The organism is Mesorhizobium sp. WSM4809, from assembly GCF_055811655.1.
This window is the reverse complement of sequence record NZ_JBVVQW010000002.1, coordinates 248,074-269,818: the sequence shown is the minus strand read 5'-3', so window position 1 is coordinate 269,818 and position 21,745 is coordinate 248,074. Positions and strand designations below refer to the sequence as shown.

Below are 21,745 nucleotides of genomic sequence, written 5' to 3'. Positions count from 1 at the left end.
AAGGACAGCTTCACCTATACGGTGACCGACGCCCACGGCAACACCACCACCGGCTCCATCCTGGTCGACATCGTCGATGACGTGCCGACGCTTGGAGCTTTCACGCCAGGGACGATCCCCAACGAGGTCGGATCCGTCAACGGTTTGTTTGACTTTGTGGCGGGAGCCGACGGTGTCAACCATTTCAACATCACAGGTCCGGCGATCACGGGGGTTAGCTACAGCACGGCAGTCCAGGCTGACGGAACGACGGTGCTGCTGGCCGAAACCTCCACGGGGACTGACATCTATTCACTCACCTTGCATCCAGATGGTACCTACGCCTTTGCGCTTATCACACCCGATGCAGCAACAACGGTAACTCAAACGCTCACGGGGCTGTCGCCGGGTGGTCCGACACCTTTCCTTGAAACATCGGATGGCCTGATCGAGTTCACCGGTACTGGCACGGGCGTCAATTCTTCGACACAGGGCTTCGGTGTCGCCGATCAGTTTATCGAGAAAGATGAGAACTTCACCATGGAGTTTCACACCTCCGCAACCGCGGGGGATGACGCACCGACGCTGAATCCGAAGTTCATAGGCAGCCTCGATTTCGCGGCAAGCGGCAACAGCTCGGGCTCTGTATCGTGGATCGCAACCAATTCCGTCACCGGCGAGACCCGTAGCGGAACGGCGACAGTTACGAACGGACATCTGGTCATCGATCCTTCGATCGACTTCAACCTAATTTCCATAACCGGTGATGCTGGTTCGAAAATCAGGCTGTCCGCCGTCGACATCTCACAAACGATACTGCCATCCGACACCACGTTGCATTTTCAAGTCAGTGCGGTCGATGGTGACGGTGACGTTAGTGCAACCCAGTCCTTGGACATCCACCAGGTAGCTGCAAGTTCGGGTGGATCCTTTACGCTGGCAGGGTTTGCGGGCACCGTGAACGACGTGATCGCCGGCAGCACCCACGCTGACACGATCTCAGGCGGAGCCGGCACCGACATTGCCGACTATACCGGGAGCGCGGCGATCTCGATAAACCTGACAGATGCAGGTGGCGCCGCCGGTGTTCATGGCACCCCCAGCAATCCGAGTGATGGCAACATCACCGGGGGCGATGCCACGGGAGATACGCTGACTGGCATCGAGGGCTTGATCGGCGGTTCCGGCGATGACTATCTCTACGGAAACTCCGGCGCCAATTACCTGGCCGGCGGATTGGGCAACGACACGCTCAGAGGCGAAGGCGGCGCCGACACTTTGATCGGCGGCGCCGGCAACGACCTGCTGGTCGGTGGTGCCGGGAGTGACACGCTCACCGGCGGGACGGGCACTGACACGTTCAGACTTGAGAACCTCGACATCAAGGATCTGATCACGGACTTCAATGGCGGCGACGGCGACAAGATCGACCTGACAGCCCTGTTCGACTCGGCTCCTGCGAATGTCGGCAACTTCGTCAACTACGACGCAGGGACCGGCGTGCTGAGTGTCGACACGAGCGGATCGGGAGATCCGGCCAATTTTGTCCAAGTGGCGGAACTCACGAACCACCCCGCTGCCAACACGATCACGCTGCTCTACGACGATGGCATAACCCAGCATCAGACAACGGCAAACGTGGTGTAACGCCATAGCGCACAACCACGTGACTATGTTATACGTCGCTAATATCTAGGGGAGCTCAATATGAAACGTTCTGCAAGACTGCTTGTTTCCGCTGCGACGCTGTTGCTGGCAGTCGGGTCGACGGGGTATGCCGCCGACATCATCGACGGTCCGACGGGCGACTATTGCCGTGTCGTCGGCACCTCCAACCTGGTGCTGAACGACAACATCGTCGATCTGAAGCAGGAGGTTGTGAAGTTGATGGACGAGTCGGTTGCCGTCGCCAACAGCTCGGAGTGGATCAACTCGTCGCGGCCCGTCTTCGTCTGGGCGTCGGAGGCCAAGGTCGCTTGCGGCAAGGCCTATGGCTACCTGAAGACGAACTACAAGGACGAAGACTACCTCAACAAATGCGAGTGTTTTCACGATCGCATGGTCGAGTACATGCACTGACCGGATAGGCGAACCCACGCCTGTTGGCCATCATGACAGCCGACGGATCCTTCCTGAAGGCGGTCGCGGGCGCGATCGTGTTGTTTGGCTTTGTCCAAACGGTCACGCCGGCCAGTGCCAACTGGCTGGAACGACCATCCGTGAAACCACAGCTTTCGTCCGGACTGAAGCAATCGGTGCGCTGTGATCCGGCCACGGAGTGGACCCGGCAGGCTTTCAAGTCATTCGCCAGTTGCCAGGCATCGATCCATGGCCTGGAGCCGATGCTGGCGCATGCGGTAATGGAGATCGAAAGCGGCTTCGATCCCGACGTGCAAGGCGCCGACGGCGAAGTCGGCCTGATGCAGGTGATGCCGTCGACCGCCAGAATGCTCGGCTTTCGAGGTTCCCTGGACGATCTGAGCGCGCCGGCGGCCAACATCGCGCTGGGGGTCAAATATCTTGCACAGGCCAACAGGCTGGCCGGGGGCGATCTGTGCACCACCGTCATGAAGTATCGCGCCGGGCACAATGAAAGCCGGTTCTCGGCCCTTTCGGTCCGCTACTGCCAGCGTGCTCGGGCAATCCTGGCAAGGGAAGGCTTTGAAGTGACCGGGCCTTTGCCGGTGGCGACGTTCGGCTTTTCCGCATTTTCGCCGGGCGGAGAGGGCGGAGCCCCTGCCCAGGCAAAGGGCGTTTGCGTGCGCCGCGTGTTCGTGCCGGGGCCGCGATACATGAAATGCGCCGACTATCGAAGTGCCGGGCAAGCAAGGCAGATCAGGGCGCTCAGAGGCAGGCTCTTCGGCGGCTAAAAGAACTACAGACGGCACTGCAAGTCCGCCGTAACATGCGTTGAAGACCAGACCGGGAACAATATCCGGCGGCACATAGGGGTGGAGCATTCATGGAAGCTGGCCGACAGGTCCACTGTCCGCGGACATGGGCAATCGCCTTGGCGCTCGCCGCGATCGTGTCGGGCTGCCAGTCGAAGGGCGGCGTGTCCGAAGTGCTCGATCCGGCGACGGTTGCCGCGCCTGCCGGGCAGAACGGCGCCGCCGGTGCCGGCCCCGTCCAGGCGACCCAGTCGCTGGGCACCGGCTCGACCAAAGTCACGATGCTGCTGCCGTTGTCCGCCCCCGGAACGGCCGGGGAAAACGGCAGGAAGATGCTCGATGCGACCAAGCTGGCGATGACGGATATCGGCAACGGATTGCTGACGCTGACGATAGAGGACACCAAGGGCGACAGCGCGCAGGCCAGCAAACTGGCGGTAACGGCCATTACGACGGGATCGAAAGTCGTCATTGGCCCGACCGAGCTGCCGGCAGCCCAGCATATTGCCACGCTTTCGGGATCGAAGCGGCCACCGGTTCTGGCGCTTGCCGACAATTTCGCCGGCGGCGCCGGGGTTTATGCCGTGCTCCTTGGCGAAGCCGACAGCGCCGCAGCCGGCGCCGCGGGATTGGCTGCGAAAGGCAGCAAGAAGTTCGTACTGCTTGTCGCGGACAATCCAAACGCCGGCGCCATGGAGAAGCGGGTCGCAAACAGCCTCAGCATCTACGGCGCGGCGCTCGCGGTCACTCTCCGATATTCTGCCGGCGACGGTGGCGCGAAGGCGGTCGACGAAATGGGCTCACTCGTGGACGCCCCCGACGCCGTCATTGTCGCCAGCGGCAATGGCAGTCCGGCGCCCATCCTTGCCGCCCTCAAATCGAAGGGCATTCCGGGAAAGACCATCTCCGTCGTCGGAACGAACCGTTGGCTGGAGCACCCCATGGATCCGCTCTTCGAGGGGGCGTTTATCGCCACGCTCGATCCAAGTGAAACCGGGCCGATCGCCGACCGCTTCAGGACGACATACAACTATCCTGCCGACGTCAACGTGGCCTATGCCTATGATATGGTTGCCCTGACGGCAGGGATTGCCAGCGCGGTCGGGCCTGATGGTTTCAGCAAGAAAGTTCTCGAAAATCCAAACGGCTTTCGTGGCTCGACCGGCCTGTTCCGGTTTCGGGCCGACGGATCCAGCCAACGCTCGATGCCGTTCTATCGGATTGAAAAAGGTGCGCTCAAGCTGGTTGCCAAATCGACGTCGGGTTTCTGACCGGCGAGCCTGCTTGAGAACCTGTTCGAGCTGATGGACAGGCCGGGCCGCAGCCGCGTGGCAATCGCGCTCGGAAGCTTCCTGCTTCTGGCCGGGATACTGCTGATCATTCAGGGCGGGGCGTTGCTTTCGGTCGATCGGCCTGTCCGTGCCCCGTCGCCGGATGTTGGCGATACCCGGCCTATCCGGCCGGTTGCCCCGGTTGCCGGCGCGCAACGCCTGGAGCCGGCGCGCAAGGTTGCTCAAGACCTGATCGCTCCGCCACGGCTTGATCCCGCTGAGATCGAACGGGCCGAGCCCCGTCCGCCACTCAGCGAGCTCGGTCTCGCCGTGCCCCCGAAAACGCCAATGCCCGGGGATTGGCGGGAGGTCTTGCTCTACCGCCCGATCGCCACATCGTCGGCGATGTTCGAAGCCATGGGCCGCAAGGTGGTCATCAGCGGAGTGCGGGGCATCGATCTCGACAGCTCCTGCTCGTTTCATGACGTCACCTGGCCTTGCGGCCTTCGCGCACGCGCCGTTTTCAATTCCTGGCTGAGGGGACGCGCGCTGCACTGTTTCGTACCGCCGGACGTCGAGCGTTTTGCCGTCGCCGCACCGTGCAGGCTGGGCAAGCAGGATGTTGGCGCCTGGCTTGTCTCCAACGGCTGGGCCACGGCGCTGCCGAGCGGCATCTACGGCAAGGCGGAGGCGACAGCCCGAAAGGCTGGGATGGGCATATTCGGCCCGGCGCAATAGCCTGCCATTCATTCCCTGATGTTTTGTTTGTTAACCGCCACGGGCGCAGCCTTGATGGGGTCATCGCGCAATCGATTAAATTGCAAGCTTCCTTGAAACTGAAATTGCAACACACCGGCCTTATACCAGCCCAACCACAGGAGATCGGCCAGTGATAAAGACTATGGCGAGCACCACCGACCAGGCATGGAAAAGCGTCGCTTTGCTGACCTTTCTGGGAACCGCTGCAATCCTGGGCGTTTCCGTCGGCCTCAATTACCTGCTCCTGTTCTCCGAGGCGCTGACGCCATTTGGGCGCAGCATGATCACGGCAATCCTGTTGCCCGTTGTCCTTGGCGTTCCGCTTTTTCTGTTCGTTGGATTGAAACAGATCGAGCTTCGTCGCTATCGCCGGGAGCTCGACAAGTCGGCAACCTTTGACACCATGACCGGCTGCCTGAACGGAGCGGTCTTCACGTCGATGGTCGAAAAAAGAACCGCACGGCCGTCGGTGCCGGGGCCGAAATCGGGCGCCTTCCTGGTCATCCATTCGGAACATCTGCGGTCCATCAACCTGCGCTTTGGTCTTGAATGGGGCGATCAAGCCTTGCGGCTCATAGCTTCGACCATACAATCGTCGGTGCGCGCGGAGGATCTGGTTGGACGCATGGGGACGTCGATGTTCGGGGTTTTCCTCGCCGGCGCGACCGAAGCAGAAGCCAGGGAAATCGGCGAGCGTATCAGGGCGCGCATCGCGCAAGTCTATTTCGCGCCAAAAGGGACCGAGGATGCCCTGACCGTCAAGGTCGGCGGCGTGGTGTTCGAAAACCAGGTGGAGTTCGCGGACATGTTCCGGTCCGCCGAGCAGCGCATGGCCGGCGTCCAGGACGGAGCCGCGTTTGAACTGACGCATCTCCATAGCTGACAATCGCCGGGAACCAGAGCCATTCGGAACCCAGGGGAATTGTCGGACGCGGCCGCGGTTACGCTGACGACGGGGTAGCCCGTGAAGACGCCGCCCAGGTTTCGGCGATGGCGACGATCGCGGCGTTGATCGGTCCGCTCGGGATCGCCGGCATCACCGAGGCGTCTACGACAAAGGCATTGTCGAAGCCGTTCAGCCGCAAGTCAGGATCGACGACGGCCTCAGTGTCACGACCCATCCGGCAGGTGCCGGCCGGATGGTGATGGGTGGAAGCAGCCCTGGCGATGAAAGCATCGAGTTCGGCATCGGACTGAACCGGTGCACCTGGCAGGATCTCCGTATCGCGCCATTCGTCCAGGGCCGCATGATGGCCGACCATGCGCGCCCGCTTCAACGCCATCCTGAATGTCGCGCGATCGTGTTCGGTTTCGAGGTAATGCGGGTCGATGACCGGCGCATCGTTGCGGCCCGGGCCGCTCGGTGTGATGCGCCCGCGGCTTGTTGGATGAGTGACGCCGCACAGGATGGTAAAGGCCGAGCCATAAAGCGGGGTCTTCAGGCCCTCGGCCGCCGACGGCGCGACGACGCAGGCGAGCACGATATCGGGACTTCCCGTGGAGCGGGTCGGGTCGTCGCTGTGCAGGTACATCAGCGATTCGGAGTGCTGCAGGCGGGAGGGCGGCACCGGCTTCTTCGTGCTGTAGACATTGCCGAGAGCCAGCAGATGATCCTGCAGGTTGCGGCCGACATCGCCGCGATCGGCAAGGCAACGTATGTCAGCTTGCTTCAGCGTATCGGGACAGCCAATGCCCGACCGCATGAGGATGAGCGGCGTGGATACTGCGCCGGCGCAAAGGACGATCCGGTCGGCGGACAGCGTTCCGGTCTCACCCTCGCACACCACGCTCACGCCCGTGATCTTGTGGCCGTCCAGCACCAGGTGCTCGACCTCGTGGCCGGCAAGCAAGGTCAGGTTCGGCCGCGCCATGACCTGCAACGACAGATAGGCGTCGGCGACGCTCAGGCGCTTGCCGTCACGTATGTTGAGTGAATTGGGACTAGTGCCGACCAGTTCGCCGCTGTTGTGGTCGCTCAGGGCGGGAGCACCCATGGCGCGCCCGGCAGCGATGTAGGCCCGCACGACCGGACTGACCTCGGCGTCCGGCAGATAGACGTCCAGCGGGCCACACTTGCCGCGTGTCGGCCCGTCGAAGGCAGTGAAGGCTTCGCTGCGGATGAAGCCCGGCAACAACCCCCGATAGGACCAGCGCTCGCCGCCAGCTTGCGCCCAGGGTTCGAAATCATCGGCATGGCCGCGGACATAGGCCATTGCATGCAGGCAGCTCGAGCCGCCGACGATCCTGCCGCGCGGCCATTCATGGACGCGGTTGGCGGTGAAGGGCTGGGGCACGGTCCGGTAGCTCCAGTCGTAGGCGCGGCCCTGGAGCATCGTCCATTTCAGCGGATCGGCGATGTCGGGATCGGCCGGCATCGCCCCGGCCTCGACGAGGCCGACCTGGCACGACCGGTCTTCACTGAGCCGGCTGGCAACAACCGAGCCGGCGGATCCCGCACCGATCACCAGCACGTCGAAATGACGTTTCAATTTGAAATTCCCCGCACAGGCTCACTATCGGAAGCTGATACGATCACGCGGCAAAGGCGCCGGCATTCGACCGTTCCATGATCTGTCTCTGCACGGACAAAAGGTGCGCGCGCATTGCGGCCTCTGCCGCTTCGGGATCGCGCTGCGAGATCGCCTCGGCGATCAGGCGATGCTCGCCGTCGCGGTGGGCGATCCGCTTGGGGCAGGTGGGGGCTGCGGTGCGCGCAACCTTCACCCGCGCATCGACGCCGACCTGGCGCAGCATCTTGTAGAATTCCGCGGCGAGATGGTTGCGGGCCGCGGCAACGATCGCGAGATGGAAAGCGAAGTCGACCTCACCCGACGGGGCGTTCTCCGGCGTGGTTGCCGCGTCGAGGATCCGCGCCGTCTCGAAAGAGGAGGCGCGCAGCGACGCCAGTCGGGCAAGGCCCGGCTCCATGATCAGGCGCAATTCCAGGACCTCGATCGGATTGGTTACCCTGACCAGTTCCTCGCCATATCTCGGAAGGGCGGTCGGCGCCCGCCTGGCGCGCGCCGGTTTGAGGTCGCCCGAAAGGCGCAGCACTTCAAGCGCCTTGCGAAGCTGATGGCGCTTGACGCTCAGATGTTCCGCAAGATCGCGCTCGGACGGAAGCTTGCCGCCGCCCTGCTGCAACTGGCGGACCGCAGCGATGATGTCGTCGAGATCCGATGGTCCGACCTGCGGCTCGAATGCGCTCAAAACCAAATCTCCTGTCCGATCGGCAGACCGCCGACTCAACGTCCGGCATCATATTGTGACACGAAAGCCTGTTCGACGGCACTCAACCAATTCAACCAATCTACAGCTGTACGCAATGGTTGACAACACCAGTTGCGCGATGGTTGACTGCCCATGTCGACGGTTGCCATCGCGGCGGGCCGTTTTCTCCCGAGGATCACGCATGCCGGCTGGCGAAACCTTTGACTACGTCATTGTCGGTGCGGGATCGGCCGGCTGTGTGCTGGCGAACCGGCTGAGCGAGGACCCTGCCGTATCGGTGCTTCTGCTGGAGGCGGGGGATTGGGACCGCGATCCGATGATCCACATCCCGCTCGGCTGGGGCAAGATACTGACCGAGCGCCGCCACGACTGGATGTATTTCTGCGAGCCCGAGGCCAATGTCGGCGGGCGCAAGGTCGAATGCGCGCGCGGCAAGGTCATCGGCGGCTCTTCCTCCACCAACGCCATGGCTTATGTGCGCGGCAATCGCGGCGACTACGATCGCTGGGCGGCAAGCGGCCTGACGGATTGGTCGTTCGACAAGGTGCTGCCCTACTTCAAGAAGCAGGAGCGCTGGGAAGCGGGGGAAAGCCGGTACCGTGGTGGCAGCGGGCCGCTGAACACCCAGTTCTGCCGGTACAAGGACGAACTGATCGATGCCTTCGCCACAGCCAGCCGTGATGCCGGATACCCGCAGACCGACGACTATAACGGCGCCATACAGGAAGGCTTCGGCCGGCTGCAGATGACAATTGCGAACGGCCGCCGCTGCTCGACCGCGACCGCCTATCTGCGGCCTGCCATGCGCCGCGGCAACGTCAAGGTGCTGACCGGCGCGATGGCGACGAAGATCCTGCTCAGGGATGGCCGTGCAACGGGCATTGCCTACACCAGAGGCGGGGCGAGCCATGAAGTTCTGGCGCGGCGCGAAGTCCTGCTTGCCGGCGGCGTCATCAACACGCCGCAGCTGATGATGCTGTCAGGCATAGGCGACAGCGGTGAGCTCGCGGCGCATGGCATCGAGACGAAGGTCGATCGTGCGCAGGTCGGAAAGAATTTGCAGGACCACGTTTCGGTCATCCTGATGTATCGGCGCAAACAGCCGGGACCGTTTCTCAAGATGATGCGGGCCGATCGTATCGGGCTGGATTTCGTCAAGACCTATCTCACCGGAAAGGGCTTTTCGGGAGATGTGCCTGGCGGCGTCGTGGCATTCCTGAAGAGCGACGCAAGCCGGCCGCTGCCGGACGTGCAGCTGCTTTTCACCGCTGCACCGCTGGGGGCATGGCCTTACATGTCGCCGTTCAAGGCGCCGTTCGCCGACGGCTTTGCGACCCGTATCGTTGCGGTGCAGCCGGAGAGCCGCGGCAGCGTCAAGCTGGCGTCGAGCGATCCGGTCGCCGCGCCGCTGATCCACCAGAACTTCCTGTCCTCGCAGCGCGACTGGCAATCGCTTCGCGCCGGCTTTCGCGTTGCGCGCAACCTTGCCAGCCAGCCGTCCATGGCTCCGTTCGTTGGCGCGGAGTTCTTTCCCGGCTCGAAATGCGAGAGCGACCAAGAGATCGACGAGCATATCCGCAAGACCTCGATCACCGTGCATCATCCGGCCGGCACGTGCCGCATGGGCGTCGATGCGGCATCGGTGGTCGATCCGGAATTGCGGGTGCGCGGCATCGCCGGACTTCGTGTCGTGGACGCCTCGGTCATGCCCGACCTCGTCTGTGGTAACATCAATGCGGCGGTCATCATGATCGCCGAAAAGGCCGCGGATCTGATCCGCAGCCGCGCTCAACAGAGCGTGGCGGCCTGATAGAGGCGGCCGGAATACAACCAAAGTCTTTTGGTTGAGACTGAAAAACTGCGTTGGTTGGACTGTCATGCGCTTCCGCATGGCCGTGGCGAAGCGGTTCACACCCTGATTGCGAGCCGTATCTCGCGCATTTCTAGGCTATTCTGCCTATTTCTGGGCATTTGCCTTCCAAAAATGCACCTCAACCAAAAACTTATAAAATTCGCAATTTGGCTATTGTCGAGCAAAACCAATGCGAATACGGTTGAGTTGGTTAGAAGTATTTTCTTCGTGACGAGAGGTGTCCGATATGTCCCTGGCGCAACCAGCTAACGATGTGCTCACCAACAAGAAGGCAGCACTCAAGGGCCTCTATGACGCCCTCTACGCAAAGAACATGTTTCCGTTCTGGGCGACGTCGGAAGGCGTCGACCATGACGAGATCAAGCAGCTGATGGCGACGTCGAAGGCCGTTCCCTTCGTGTGGTCCTATTCGGACATCGAGCCGCTGCTGCAGCGCGCCGCCGAACTGGTGACCATGGACGACAGTGAGCGCCGTTCGCTGATCCTGGTCAATCCCGGTCTTGCGCCCAAGCGTGCATCGGTCAGCACCATGTACACCGCCTACCGCCTGAACGATCCCGACGAGATCATGCCGCCGCACAAGCACTCGCCGAGCGCCATCCGCTTCGGTCTGACCGGCAAGGGCAATTTCACCGGCGTCGAGGGCGAAGACGTGGTTTTTGGCCCGGGCGACATGGTGCTGACGCCCAACGACGCCTGGCACAATCATGGCACCGTCGGCGGCGAGCAGGCGGTCAACCTGTCGGTGCTCGACCTGCCGCTGGTCGAAACGCTGCATGCCGTCCATTTCGATCACAAATACACCGAGATGGTCGATGGCAAGGAAGTCGAGAAGAAGGTGCAGACCGCCCGCTATCCCGGTGACTACTCACAGCGCATCTATGGCGAGGGTGGCCTGATGCCGCGTTTCGTCGATCACAAGCGCGGCGGCGGCCTGTCGTCGCCGATGTATGTCTATCGCTGGGAGAAGATGGAAGCAGTCCTCGACGCCCACAAGGATTGGGATGGCGACCCCCATGAAGGCATCGTCATCGACTATGTCGATCCGACCACCGGCGGACCCGTCTTCCACACCATCAATTTCTACGTGCAGATGCTGCGCCCCGGCGAGAAGACCTTGCCGCAGCGCGAGACCGCCAGCCTGCTCTTGGCGCCGTTCCGCGGCAACGGCCATTCGATCATCGACGGCAAACGTTATGACTGGAACCAGTTCGACACCATCGCCATACCTGGTGGTTCCTGGGTCGAGCATGTCAACGGCTCGTCGAGCGAGCCGGTGATCTTCTTCGGCGCCACTGATGCGCCGACGCAGAAGGCGCTGCTCCTCTACAAGCGCTGGGGCCGCAACCAGGCCGGCGATCTGCTCCGCCTCGTCTAGTTTCCGGTCCTTCGGCAAGCACTGTCCCGCCGCGATTGGCGGCGTGGACATCGAAAACGACGCTTCAGCAGCAAGGGTGTATGCATTTGGTTTCGGCGTTCAACACCAAGCAGATTGGCCATGTCGACTGTCCAGGCGGCGGCCAGGTCTGGGTCGATGGCAACATCCTTTATATCGGCCACATGCGGCCGCCGAGCGGCACGACGCTGGTCGATATTTCCGACCCGCGCAATCCGCGCAAGATAGCCACGATCGATGTTCCGCCCGGCTGGCATTCGCACAAGGTGCGCGCCAAGGACGGGCTGATGATCATCAACCACGAGCGCTTTGGTGATGCCGGCCCGGCCGATTTCGGCGGCGGACTGGCGCTTTACGACACAACCAAGCCGGCGCAGCCCAAGCTCATCTCGAAATGGATAACCGGCGGCAAGGGCGTCCACCGCTACGACTTCGACGGCCGTTACGTCTACATCTCGCCGACCGCCGACGGTTATGTCGGCAATATCGTGATGATCCTCGATCTGATCGATCCGGCACAGCCGGTCGAGGTCGGACGCTGGTGGATACCCGGCCAGTGGACGGGTGGCGGGGAAGAATACCCGTGGCATGACTATGTCACGCCGCGCTGCCACCATCCTCTGCGCATGGGCGACCGGCTCTATGTCAGCTACTGGCATCACGGGCTGTTCATCCTCGACATTTCGGACATCACCAAGCCGAAGCTGGTCTCGCACGTCAATTCGAGCCCGAGCTTTCCGCATCCCACCCACACCTGCCTGCCGATCCCACGGCCGCTCAAGGGCCGCAACATCATGGTGGTGGCCGACGAGGATGTCGCCAAACTGCGACCTTCACCGCCGGCCTTCACCTGGATCTACGACATCACCGACGAGACCAACCCGTTGCCGATCTCGACCTTCCAGGTGCCTGGCCTCGACCCGGATGGCGCGCCGCAACCGCCGATGACGGGCTGCCACCAGCCCTCCGAGCGGTTCAATGGAACCGTCATTCCGTTTGCATGGTTCGCGCAGGGGCTGCGCCTCGTCGACATCGCCGATCCGTTCGCGCCAAAGGAAGTCGGCCATTTCATGCCCGACGCGCCGGAGGGGGCGGAGCGTTCCTCGTCCAACGACGTGACCATCGACGACCGCGGCATCGTCTACCTGATCGATCGCATCCGCGGCGTCGACATCATCGAAACCAGCGTTCTCTAGGGGGGTATGTTGAGCGACAGCACGCGAAAATCCGCCAGCCACTACGCCATCGGCAACAAGAACCCGAACCTGCCGTTTCATCCGGCGGTGCGTGCCGGCGATTTCATCTTCGTCTCGGGCCAGGTGCCGAAGGACGAGAACAACAACATGATCAGCGGCACGATCGAGGAAGAGACGCTGGCGACGCTGAAGACCATTGCGCGCGTCATCGCGCATGAAGGCGCGACGCTGTCGGATGTCGTGCGGATCACCACCTATCTCGAGGATACGCGCGATTTCGGTCGCTACAACAAGGCGTTCCTCGAAGGGATCGGCGACGCCGTTCTGGCACGCACGACCGTCGAGGCAAAGGCCGTCATCAACACCAAGATCGAAATGGACGCCATCGTCTACAAGCCGCTCCCGGCGAGCAAGTAGGCCTTGGACACTAGCGAGGAGACGACATGTACAAGCTGTTAGGCCGCCAGACATCAGGCAACGTCCAGAAGGTGCTCTTCATGCTCGAAGAGCTGGGGGCCTCCTACAAGCGCGAGGATTATGGCCGCCAGTTCGAGAACACGCAGACGGCGGAATACAAGGCGCTCAACCCGACCTCCAAGGTGCCGACGCTGGTCGACGGCGACACCGTGATCTGGGAGTCCAACACCATCCTGCGCTATCTCGCGGCATTCGGCGGCGAACAGTTGAATGGCGCCACGCCGGCCGAAAAGACCGAGGTCGAGCGCTGGATGGACTTCCTGCTGGCTGCGGTCAATCCGGGCTACCTGGCGGCCTTCAAGGGCGCCAAGCTCACGCCCGAAGAACAGACCGCCGAATACAAGGAACAAGTGAAGGACCTTGTCGCGCAGCTCAAGATCGTCGACGGCCACCTGGCCGGCAAGGACTTCCTGGCGCTCGGCAAGCTGACCCTTGCCGACATCGCCTGCGCGCCGATCCTGAAGCGCTGCGTCGACTTCAAGATCGACCGGCCGTCAATGCCCAATCTGGAGCGCTGGGTGGCCGCAATCGCCGCCCGGCCGGCCTTCAAGGCGGCAACCACTGCTGCTCCCGCAAAGGCGGCATGATGATCAAGCGCGCCGCTCTCATCGGACTGGGAACGATGGGTCCAGGCATCGCCGCGCGGCTTTCGCGCGGCGGGCTCGATGTGACGGCGTATGATGTTTCGCCAGGGGCAATCGAGCGCGCCCGCGGCATGCTCGATCTCGCCGGCGGCGTGCTCGACCGTCTCGACATCAAGGCGCCCGGGACTGGCGCCGGCAGCGTGCGTTTCGTCGAGACGATCGCCGAGGCCGTCGATGGCGCCGAACTGGTGATCGAGAACGTGCCCGAGAATATCGACATCAAGGCGCAGACCTATCGCGACATCGATCCGCTGATCGGCCCGTCCGTCATCGTCGCCTCCGACACGTCGGGCATCCCGATCACCAAGCTGCAGGCGCATATCTCGCATCCCGAGCGGATGGTCGGCATGCACTGGTCGAACCCGCCGCACATCATCCCGATGATCGAGGTGATCGGCGGCGAAAAGACCGCGCCTGAAACCGTGACTGTTATCCGCGATCTCATCCGCTCGATCGGCCTGCTGCCGGTGGTGGTGAAGAAGGACGTTCCAGGCTTCGTCGAGAACCGCGTGCTCTATGCGCTGCTGCGCGAGGCGGTCGATCTTGTCGAGCGCGGCGTCATCGAGCCGGAAGACCTCGACACCTGCGTGTCGTGGGGCATCGGCTACAAGATCGCGGTCATCGGTCCGATGGCGCTGCTCGATATGGCGGGGCTGGATATCTACAAATCCGTCTCGTCTTTCCTCAATGCCGATCTCTCCAACCGCGACGATGTCGCGCCGATGGTGCTGGAGAAGACAGCTGCGTCGAAGTTCGGCATCAAGTCGGGCGAGGGCATGTTTGCCTACACGCCCGAGCAGACAAAGGCGCTGCAGGGTGAACGGGCGCGCAAGCTCGTCGCGGTGCGGCGCATCCTGGAAGGCCGGGAGTAGCCAATGTCACATGGTGCGCAGAGGGCAGGCCGGTTCGAGGAGTTCCACCGGTCGGCTGTTTGTGTGAAGGGCGCCTCCGCCATCAAGATGGTGCGGGTGCGACAGAAAACAGCGCGCGGGGCGGCAAGCCATGCGCATTGAAACCATCCGGGCCGCCGGCGACAAGCCGGCCCATATCCGCCATGACGATCTGATCTCCGCCAAGGGCGTTTCGGTGGTCATGGCCCGTCAACTGATCCTCAGGAACATCGATCTTTCGGTGCCAAAGGGGTCGTTCGTTTCCCTTATCGGCCCTTCCGGCTGCGGCAAGAGCACCTTGCTCAAGGTGCTGGCCGGGCTGGTGCAGCCGACCCAGGGCAGCGTTTCGATCGCCGGGCTCGCGCCGATCGAGGCGGCGCGCAAGCGGATGATCGGTCTCGTCTTCCAGGACGCCAACCTGCTTCCCTGGAAAAACGCCGTCGACAATGCCTCGCTGCTGCTCGGCATTGCCGACAAGTCGCTGTCGCGCTCGGATCTGCGGGCGCGCGGGCAGGAGATGCTGGAACTGGTCGGGCTTGGCGACAGCGCCCACAAGCGGCCGAACGAGCTGTCGGGTGGCATGCGGCAGCGGGTCGCCATTGCACGGGCCCTGGCGCTCGATCCCGCAGTCCTGCTGATGGACGAACCGTTCGGCGCGCTCGATGCCATCACCCGCGATTCGATGGGCCAGTCGCTGCTGGAGATCTGGCAGCGGACCGGCAAGACGATCGTGCTCGTCACCCATTCCATCGACGAGGCCATCCATCTGTCGCGCCATGTTCACGTGCTGGGGATCAAGCCCGGGCGGATCACCGAGAGCCTCGACATTGCGCTGCCTTATCCGCGCGACCTGTCGGTCACCGAAGATCCGGAGTTCGTCAGGCTGGTGGTCCAGTTGCGAACGATGCTGCGCTCCAGCCATCAACCGGGAGGCGCGTCTTGAGCGACCAACCCATCACCGACCTTTCCGAGCCGCGCCTCGCCTCCAACTGGAGTGCGGCGACCGGCAGCTGGCTTCCTGCGGTCATCCTGCTGCTGGTGACGATCGTGCTGTGGGAAGCGGCCGTGCGGGTCTTTGCCATATCCGCTTTCATTATTCCCGCTCCGTCCGAGATCGCGAAGTCGCTGGTCGCGCAATGGGGCACGCTGATGCAGGCGACGCTGGTGACGGCGGGCGAGATCCTGTTCGGCTTCCTGGTCTCGGTCGTGGTCGGCATCGCCATTGCGCTGCTCATCGTGCGCTTCGATTGGTTGGGACGCGCCCTGTATCCGCTGGTGGTGCTGTTCCAGAACGTGCCGAAAGTCGCGCTCGCGCCGATCTTCATCCTCTGGTTCGGATATGGACTGGCGCCCAAGATCGGCCTGATCCTGGTCATCGCCTTCTTCCCGGTGACGCTCTCTATGCTGGCCGGCATGCAATCGGTCGACCGCTCGCTGCTGTCGCTGATGAATTCGGTCGGGGCCAGCCAGACGCAGATCCTGTTCAGGATCCGCGTTCCGCACTCGCTGCCGAACCTTATGGCCGGAACCAAGATCGCCGCCACGTTGAGCGTGATCGGCGCCATCGTCGGCGAATTTGCCGGGGCGTCGGACGGTCTCGGCTACGTCATCCAGTTCGCTTCGACCCAGCTCGACACGGCGCTGGTCTTCGCAGCGCTGCTGCTCGTTTCCGTGCTTGGCATCGCCTTCTACTACGCCGCCGAAATCCTCGAACGCATCGTGGTGCCGTGGGCGCCGAAATTCAGCCAGTCCTAGGCCCACTCGATCAACCAAATTCATAAAGGGGAACAAAACATGCTGAGACGGTCACTTATCAAGGCAGCTACCTTGGCAGCTTTTGTCGGCGCGCTCGGCTTCTCCAGCGCGGCTCTGGCGGCCGACAAGGTCAACGTCCAGCTCGACTGGGTGGTGCGCGGCAATCACGCCATGTTCTTCGTCGGCAAGGAAAAGGGCTTCTTCGCCAAGAACGACATCGATGTGGCCGAGATCCGCAAGGGATCCGGCTCGCCGGACGCGATGCGGCTGGTGGGCAATGAGAACGCGGATTTCGGGTTCGGCGATCTTCCCACGCTTGCCGTCGCACGGTCGCAGAATGTCCCGGTCGTGGCGCTGGCGGCCGTCAATCAGCACTCGCCGCTGGGGATCATTTCGCTGGCCAAGACGCTGAAGCTCACCAGGCCGTCCGACCTCAAGGGACTGACCATCGGCATTCATCCGGCCGGTTCCACCTACATCTTCTTCAAGGGCTTCCTGGCCGCCAACGGCCTGACCGAAAAAGACATGACGCTGAACAGCGTCTCGCCTCCCTATGAAAGCTATTTGCTGCTGGGCCGGGTTCAGACCGTCGTCGGCTATATCGATGCGGAGGTTCCCGAACTGGAAGCGAAGGCCGGAGGCCCCGGCTCGCTCAGCATCATGATGGGGGCGGACCATGGGTGGAAAGCCTATGGCTCGGGCCTGTTCACCTCGCAGGCGATGATCAAGGACAAGCCGGACGTCGTGCGCCGCTTCGTCAGGGCATACAGGGAGGCCTTCGACTATGTCGTGGCACACCCGGAAGAGGCTGCCGAGATCACCGCCAAGGCGGCGCCCGGCTATGCGGAGAAAAAGGATGTGCTGCTGGCGCAGATCAACGCCGACATCGCATCGACGTTCAGCAGCCCTGACACAAAGGAACACGGTCTCGGCTGGATGACCAAGACGCAGTGGGAGGAGACCCTGAAGACGCTGACGGACCAGGGCGTGCTCAAGGCGGCTCTGTCGGCGGACGACGTCTTCACCGACGCATTCCTGGCAAAAGAATAAGGGGCGCGCGGTGTTCGAACGGAAAGCTCGATGAGCGCCTACCGGCAGACAAAGCTGTCCCGCGCGATGCCGCAGGACACATCACGCTCGCCTTTCGCCGCATCGGTGCGGTCGAGCGTGACCTGCACGCGGGTGGCATATGCGCGGCTCGCCAGACCGCACCACAGCCGCTCGACGGGCAGGTTCTCGCGTTTGTCGTTGAGGATCGTGAACGTGCCGGTCTTCGCATCGAACCAGAGCTCGACGCGGGTTTTCTTGCCCGGCTCGACCGTTGCGATCCCGGCTGAATACCAGTGGGCGAAGTCGGCGTTGCAGGAGAGGCTTTCGCTGCCCGCATTCGAAATCGTCAACGGAACCATGTCGAGCCCGTCAGTGCCGGTGCGGACGGTGACATGGTGCAACTCAACCGCGTTGGCGAAGGACGACAACGCCAGCATCACCGGAAGGGCATAACGGATCTTCACTTTGCCTGAGCTCCATAATGTAATTTTTCCTAGGCAGTCTATCTCGCTTTTGCGCAATAACAATAAGAATATTGATTGGTGAAACAACAGAGAGGGTAACATGTTTAAGCTTCTTAAGAGCAGTGTAAGTGCAGCTATATTGACCGGTGTCTTGATGAGCGGCGCGCTTGCCGGCGAGGTCAAGTCGATCGCCATCCTGACGCCCGAAGAAGGCACGGACTATGGCTGGAACCAGCAAGGCATCGACGCCGCCAAGGCGGCGGGCAAGGCCGCCGGCGTCGAAGTGGTCGTGGCCCAGGGCCTCGGCTATGGCGATGTTCGTCCGACCTTGCGGGAACTTGCCTCCGACGGCGCCAGCCTGTTGATCGCGCATGCCAGCGGCTACAACACCTCGGCGCCCGAAATCGCCAAGGAACTGAAAGTTCCGGTGGCGATCGTCGACACGCCAGCCGGCCTGGAGAAGGGCCTCGTCGCCGACTACACGCTGAGCGGCCACGAGGGTGCCTATCTGGCCGGCCGTCTCGCCGCCAAGGTGTCGCGTTCCAAGTCGGTCGGCATCGTCGTCTCGGGCGAACCGCCATCGTGGAATTCGCAGTCGGCGGCGTTCGCACAAGGCGTGAAGGCGGAAAATCCTGACGTCAAGATCACCTATGCGGTGATCGGCCCTGCCGCCTACAGCGATGCGGCCGGCGGCAAGCGCGTCACCGAAAGCGTGATCGCATCGGGTGCCGACATCATCTTCGGCCAAGGCAACGGTTCGAGCTTCGGCATGCTGCAGGCGGTCGAGACGACCAAGGCAGCCGATGGCGGCAAGGTCTATTTCATCGACGTCATCGGCGACAAGTCACCGATCGACAAGGGCTTCCTGCTGTCGTCGGTGGTGTGGAACATCGAGCCGGTCTATGCGGCCATGATTGCCGACCTGAAGGCCGACACGTTCGGCACCAAACACTATACGATCGGCCTCAAGGACGACTCGGTCAAGCTGCTGAAGACCGCTGCGATCCCGGACAATGCCTGGACGGAAATCCAGGCGCTGCGCGAGGACGTCATTTCCGGCAAGATCAAGGTTGAGCCGGTCTATGACGCGGCCGCCGTCAGGGCATTGATGACCAGCGTCGCCCAGTAAGGCGATCACGGTCGGCTGCCGGAGGGGTGATCCGTTCACCCCTCCGGACGATTCCTGTTTTTTGGTGCTGGGCTTTCATGAGCGGTTTTTCTTCATCGTCCGTTGCAGGGCGCGACATCGTCGCGCTTGAAGGCGTGACCAAACGGTTCCCCGGCATCGTTGCCAATGACAGCGTCGACCTGTCGATCCGCCCGGGCGAAGTGCATGTGTTGCTGGGCGAGAACGGCGCTGGAAAATCGACACTGATCGGCATGTTGTCCGGCCTGCAGCAGCCGGACGAAGGACGCATACTGGTCGACGGCAAACCGACGCCGATCACCTCGCCGCGCCATGCGCTGGCACTCGGCATCGGCACCGTATTCCAGCACATGATGCTGGTGCCGACGCTGACGGTGGCGGAAAATCTCCTGCTTGGCGGGCCGTGGTGGCAGCGCCCCAGGACCGAGGAACTGGCGGCGCGCGTCGCCGAGATCACCGGCACGCTCGGCATCACCGTCAAGCTTCAAGCCAAGGTATCGGAGTTGTCGCTCGGCGAGCAGCAGCAGGTTGAGATTCTGCGCGCGATGCTGCGCAACAGCCGGCTGCTCATCCTTGACGAGTCCACCTCCATGCTGACGCCGAAAGGCATCGACGAACTCGGCGCACTGATGCGCCGCCTTGTCGAGCAGGGCCTGGCGATCGTCTTCATCACCCATAAGCTCAAGGAGGCGGCTGCCTTCGGCGATCGCATCTCGGTGCTGAAGCTCGGCCGCAAGGTCGGCGAGATCCCGCCCGAGCGGTTTCGCGCGCTGGGCGAACAGGAGATCGTCTCGGAGATCGTGGAATTGATGTTCGGCAAGCAGAAGGATGATCCGGAAGCCGTCGAGCGTCCGGTCCGCACTGCCCGAGCAGAAGCGGCCCCGCTGCTTCAGGTCGCAGATCTGGCGGTCGCGCCGACGGACAATGCGCCGGGCCTGTCGTCGATCTCCTTCGACATCCGCCCGGGCGAGATCCTGGGCATTGCCGGCATCGACGGCAACGGCCAGAAGCAACTGGCGGAAGCGCTGGCCGGCCAGCGTACAGCTGCCGGCGGCTCGATACGGCTGGACGGCGCCGCCATCGAGACGCTGAGCGTCGGCGAGCGCCGCCGGCGCGGCCTTCGCTACCTGACCGACGACCGGCTGGGCGAGGGCACTGTCGGAACCTTCCCGGTCTCGATCAACTTCTTCCTCAAGCAGGTCGGCGCGGCCCCGTTCTGGCGCAACGGCGTCGAGCAGCGCGCGGAGATCGACAAGCGCGCCGCGCAGCTCGTGCGCGAATACGACGTGCGTACGCCGAGCCTGAAGACGCCCGTCGCGCGGCTGTCCGGCGGCAACATCCAGAAGGTGCTTCTGGCACGGGAACTGGCTGAAGGCGCCAAGGTGGTGATCTTCAACAAGCCGACCTACGGGCTCGATCTCGCCAACACTTTGGCGTCGCGCCAGCGCATCCGCGACACGGCGGCGCGTGGCCTTGCGGTGCTGCTGATCTCCACCGACCTCGAGGAATTGCTTGGTCTGTGCGACCGCATCGCCGTCATCGCCGATGGCGCTTTGGTCGGCACCGTCGAGAACGTAGACGACGCCCGCACCAAGGTCGGTCGCCTGATGATCGGACTTGCCGCATGAGCATCGACACCGCACCCACGGTCAGTGCTACCGCACTCGATGCCACGAGCGGGGCAACGACGCGTCGCGACATCGCGCATCGGTTGCTGATGACGCTCGGCCCGATCCTCATCGCTCTCGTCATAGCCGGCTGTATCCTGCTTGCGGTCGGCGTCGACCCGCTCGCCTACTACGGCTTCGTGCTGGAGAAAGGACTGTTCTCGCCGCTCGGCATCCAGCAGACGCTGACGCGCATGGCGCCGCTGCTGTTTCTTGCCGCCGGCCTGATCGTGGCCTTTCGCGCCGGCATGTGGAATCTCGGCGGCGACGGCCAGTTCCTGCTCGGCGCGGTGACGGCGGCGGCCAGCGCTCCTATGTTCGTGCAGGTCATGCCAGCCTGGCTGGCGCTGGTCTGCTCGTTCCTCATCGCCATGGTGGTGGCGATGATCTGGTCGCTGGTGCCGGCCCTGCTGCGTGCCTATCAGGGCGTCAACGAGATCATCACCACGCTGATGATGACGTTCCTCGGCACCTCGCTCGCCAATGTGCTGGTCAAGCTGGCGTTTCGCGACCCCAACACGACCGTGCCGCAGACCCGTACGCTGCCGGTGGAAGACCGGTTGCCGCGCCTGTTCGAAACGACCATCACCAGCGGCTTGCTGCTTGGGCTGGCGGCGATCGTCATCGTGCATCTGGTGATGACGCGCACGGCGTTCGGGCTGAAGCTGAGGATCGTCGGCGCCAATCCACGCGCGGCGGTTCACTCGGGACTCGGTGTCCCCGGCCTGACCGTCGCCGTCTTCGCCATTTCGGCCGGGCTGGCCGGGCTTGCCGGCGCCGTCGACATCATCGGCGTCCAGGGCAATGTCCGCGCCGACTGGAATCCCGCCTACGGGCTTGCGGTGATACCCGCCGTGTTTCTCGCCCGCATGAACGGCTTTGCAGCCATCGGCTTCGTGTTCCTGCTTTCGGTGCTTTCGATCGGCGGTGAGAGCGCGGCGCGCCGGCTCGGCGTGCCCAATCATTTCACTCTGGTGCTGGTTTCCATCGTGCTGATCGTGCTCGCGCTCGCCGAATATTTCGATCACCGATACAACCAGTCGCGGAGGGCCTAG

Annotated in this window: 21 protein-coding genes; 18 read left to right on the top strand and 3 right to left on the bottom strand. The window is 63.0% G+C overall.

Translation table 11 applies throughout. The features are described from left to right. The 6 genes from AC0L24_RS05850 to AC0L24_RS05825 form a co-directional block, all read left to right on the top strand. The coding region (locus AC0L24_RS05850) for a calcium-binding protein (protein WP_473563553.1) at positions 1-1,626 on the top strand (1,626 nt) is incomplete at its 5' end. A gap of 60 nt (positions 1,627-1,686) precedes the next feature. After that, positions 1,687-2,058: a hypothetical protein gene (locus AC0L24_RS05845; RefSeq protein ID WP_127270682.1), complete on the top strand. Its 372-nt coding sequence runs from the start codon at positions 1,687-1,689 to the stop codon at positions 2,056-2,058. Positions 2,059-2,090: 32 nt separating this feature from the next. Further along, positions 2,091-2,849 carry a lytic transglycosylase domain-containing protein gene (locus AC0L24_RS05840; protein ID WP_473563630.1) on the top strand — a complete coding sequence of 253 codons (759 nt, stop codon included), beginning with the start codon at positions 2,091-2,093 and terminating at the stop codon, positions 2,847-2,849. Positions 2,850-2,941: 92 nt separating this feature from the next. After that, positions 2,942-4,141: an ABC transporter substrate-binding protein gene (locus tag AC0L24_RS05835; RefSeq protein ID WP_473563552.1), complete on the top strand. Its 1,200-nt coding sequence runs from the start codon at positions 2,942-2,944 to the stop codon at positions 4,139-4,141. Positions 4,142-4,174: 33 nt separating this feature from the next. After that, on the top strand, positions 4,175-4,879 hold the full coding sequence (locus tag AC0L24_RS05830; RefSeq protein ID WP_473563551.1) for a thermonuclease family protein: 705 nt from the start codon (positions 4,175-4,177) through the stop codon (positions 4,877-4,879). A gap of 151 nt (positions 4,880-5,030) precedes the next feature. Next, on the top strand, positions 5,031-5,783 hold the full coding sequence (locus AC0L24_RS05825) for a GGDEF domain-containing protein (protein ID WP_127326711.1): 753 nt from the start codon (positions 5,031-5,033) through the stop codon (positions 5,781-5,783). A 58-nt stretch (positions 5,784-5,841) separates the two neighbouring features. On the opposite strand, the gene AC0L24_RS05820 is transcribed toward AC0L24_RS05825, so the two are convergent. Together AC0L24_RS05820 and AC0L24_RS05815 are read right to left on the bottom strand one after the other, a co-directional pair. Continuing rightward, a complete protein-coding gene (locus tag AC0L24_RS05820) occupies positions 5,842-7,389 on the bottom strand; it encodes a GMC family oxidoreductase (RefSeq protein ID WP_292631515.1) in 1,548 nt (515 codons plus the stop codon). Positions 7,390-7,432: 43 nt separating this feature from the next. Further along, a complete protein-coding gene (locus AC0L24_RS05815) occupies positions 7,433-8,110 on the bottom strand; it encodes a FadR/GntR family transcriptional regulator (protein ID WP_013529856.1) in 678 nt (225 codons plus the stop codon). A gap of 202 nt (positions 8,111-8,312) precedes the next feature. On the opposite strand from AC0L24_RS05815, the gene AC0L24_RS05810 reads away from it, so the two are divergent. The 9 genes from AC0L24_RS05810 (at position 8,313) to AC0L24_RS05770 (ending at position 17,412) form a co-directional block, all read left to right on the top strand. Continuing rightward, positions 8,313-9,941 carry a GMC family oxidoreductase gene (locus AC0L24_RS05810; protein WP_473563550.1) on the top strand — a complete coding sequence of 543 codons (1,629 nt, stop codon included), beginning with the start codon at positions 8,313-8,315 and terminating at the stop codon, positions 9,939-9,941. Positions 9,942-10,230: 289 nt separating this feature from the next. Continuing rightward, positions 10,231-11,382, top strand: coding sequence for a cupin domain-containing protein (locus AC0L24_RS05805; RefSeq protein ID WP_027039500.1), 1,152 nt, complete (start codon positions 10,231-10,233; stop codon positions 11,380-11,382). Positions 11,383-11,462: 80 nt separating this feature from the next. Then, the gene (locus tag AC0L24_RS05800; protein WP_128287611.1) at positions 11,463-12,596 is read left to right on the top strand and encodes an LVIVD repeat-containing protein; all 1,134 of its coding nucleotides are present in this window, start codon (positions 11,463-11,465) and stop codon (positions 12,594-12,596) included. 6 nt (positions 12,597-12,602) lie between these two features. Continuing rightward, on the top strand, positions 12,603-13,013 hold the full coding sequence (locus AC0L24_RS05795) for a RidA family protein (RefSeq protein WP_013529860.1): 411 nt from the start codon (positions 12,603-12,605) through the stop codon (positions 13,011-13,013). 26 nt (positions 13,014-13,039) lie between these two features. Continuing rightward, complete coding sequence (locus AC0L24_RS05790) at positions 13,040-13,660, top strand: glutathione S-transferase family protein (RefSeq protein WP_013529861.1); 621 nt, start codon at positions 13,040-13,042, stop codon at positions 13,658-13,660. After that, positions 13,660-14,589: a 5-formyl-3-hydroxy-2-methylpyridine 4-carboxylate 5-dehydrogenase gene (fhmpcd1, locus tag AC0L24_RS05785; RefSeq protein ID WP_363279918.1), complete on the top strand. Its 930-nt coding sequence runs from the start codon at positions 13,660-13,662 to the stop codon at positions 14,587-14,589. The genes AC0L24_RS05790 and fhmpcd1 overlap by 1 nt, the downstream gene beginning before the upstream one ends. Before the next feature lie 130 nt (positions 14,590-14,719). Then, positions 14,720-15,550: an ABC transporter ATP-binding protein gene (locus tag AC0L24_RS05780; protein ID WP_127320950.1), complete on the top strand. Its 831-nt coding sequence runs from the start codon at positions 14,720-14,722 to the stop codon at positions 15,548-15,550. Continuing rightward, positions 15,547-16,362, top strand: a complete 816-nt coding sequence (locus AC0L24_RS05775; protein ID WP_127809458.1) for an ABC transporter permease — start codon at positions 15,547-15,549, stop codon at positions 16,360-16,362. Before AC0L24_RS05780 ends, AC0L24_RS05775 begins: the two co-directional genes overlap by 4 nt. A gap of 39 nt (positions 16,363-16,401) precedes the next feature. Next, the gene (locus tag AC0L24_RS05770; RefSeq protein WP_127397075.1) at positions 16,402-17,412 is read left to right on the top strand and encodes an ABC transporter substrate-binding protein; all 1,011 of its coding nucleotides are present in this window, start codon (positions 16,402-16,404) and stop codon (positions 17,410-17,412) included. 38 nt (positions 17,413-17,450) lie between these two features. Here AC0L24_RS05770 and AC0L24_RS05765 read toward each other — a convergent pair whose 3' ends face one another. Continuing rightward, on the bottom strand, positions 17,451-17,876 hold the full coding sequence (locus tag AC0L24_RS05765; protein WP_473563549.1) for a hypothetical protein: 426 nt from the start codon (positions 17,874-17,876) through the stop codon (positions 17,451-17,453). A gap of 100 nt (positions 17,877-17,976) precedes the next feature. Here AC0L24_RS05765 and AC0L24_RS05760 point away from each other — a divergent pair, with 100 nt between their 5' ends. From AC0L24_RS05760 to AC0L24_RS05750, 3 genes are all read left to right on the top strand, one after another. After that, positions 17,977-19,005 (top strand): putative B6 ABC transporter substrate-binding protein, encoded by a 1,029-nt coding sequence (locus AC0L24_RS05760; RefSeq protein WP_127397073.1) that lies wholly within the window; start codon positions 17,977-17,979, stop codon positions 19,003-19,005. 77 nt (positions 19,006-19,082) lie between these two features. Continuing rightward, positions 19,083-20,651, top strand: coding sequence for a putative B6 ABC transporter ATP-binding protein (locus tag AC0L24_RS05755; protein WP_127809461.1), 1,569 nt, complete (start codon positions 19,083-19,085; stop codon positions 20,649-20,651). After that, a complete protein-coding gene (locus tag AC0L24_RS05750) occupies positions 20,648-21,745 on the top strand; it encodes a putative B6 ABC transporter permease subunit 2 (RefSeq protein WP_127809462.1) in 1,098 nt (365 codons plus the stop codon). The genes AC0L24_RS05755 and AC0L24_RS05750 overlap by 4 nt, the downstream gene beginning before the upstream one ends.

Bases quoted from the DNA above. Each gene is read 5' to 3' on its own strand.
- AC0L24_RS05845 (WP_127270682.1), top strand. From the start codon at position 1,687: ATGAAACGTTCTGCAAGACTGCTTGTTTCCGCTGCGACGCTGTTGCTG.
- AC0L24_RS05840 (WP_473563630.1), top strand. From the start codon at position 2,091: ATGACAGCCGACGGATCCTTCCTGAAGGCGGTCGCGGGCGCGATCGTG.
- AC0L24_RS05835 (WP_473563552.1), top strand. From the start codon at position 2,942: ATGGAAGCTGGCCGACAGGTCCACTGTCCGCGGACATGGGCAATCGCC.
- AC0L24_RS05830 (WP_473563551.1), top strand. From the start codon at position 4,175: ATGGACAGGCCGGGCCGCAGCCGCGTGGCAATCGCGCTCGGAAGCTTC.
- AC0L24_RS05810 (WP_473563550.1), top strand. From the start codon at position 8,313: ATGCCGGCTGGCGAAACCTTTGACTACGTCATTGTCGGTGCGGGATCG.
- AC0L24_RS05805 (WP_027039500.1), top strand. From the start codon at position 10,231: ATGTCCCTGGCGCAACCAGCTAACGATGTGCTCACCAACAAGAAGGCA.
- AC0L24_RS05800 (WP_128287611.1), top strand. From the start codon at position 11,463: ATGCATTTGGTTTCGGCGTTCAACACCAAGCAGATTGGCCATGTCGAC.
- AC0L24_RS05795 (WP_013529860.1), top strand. From the start codon at position 12,603: ATGTTGAGCGACAGCACGCGAAAATCCGCCAGCCACTACGCCATCGGC.
- AC0L24_RS05790 (WP_013529861.1), top strand. From the start codon at position 13,040: ATGTACAAGCTGTTAGGCCGCCAGACATCAGGCAACGTCCAGAAGGTG.
- fhmpcd1 (WP_363279918.1), top strand. From the start codon at position 13,660: ATGATCAAGCGCGCCGCTCTCATCGGACTGGGAACGATGGGTCCAGGC.
- AC0L24_RS05780 (WP_127320950.1), top strand. From the start codon at position 14,720: ATGCGCATTGAAACCATCCGGGCCGCCGGCGACAAGCCGGCCCATATC.
- AC0L24_RS05770 (WP_127397075.1), top strand. From the start codon at position 16,402: ATGCTGAGACGGTCACTTATCAAGGCAGCTACCTTGGCAGCTTTTGTC.
- AC0L24_RS05760 (WP_127397073.1), top strand. From the start codon at position 17,977: ATGTTTAAGCTTCTTAAGAGCAGTGTAAGTGCAGCTATATTGACCGGT.
- AC0L24_RS05755 (WP_127809461.1), top strand. From the start codon at position 19,083: ATGAGCGGTTTTTCTTCATCGTCCGTTGCAGGGCGCGACATCGTCGCG.
- AC0L24_RS05750 (WP_127809462.1), top strand. From the start codon at position 20,648: ATGAGCATCGACACCGCACCCACGGTCAGTGCTACCGCACTCGATGCC.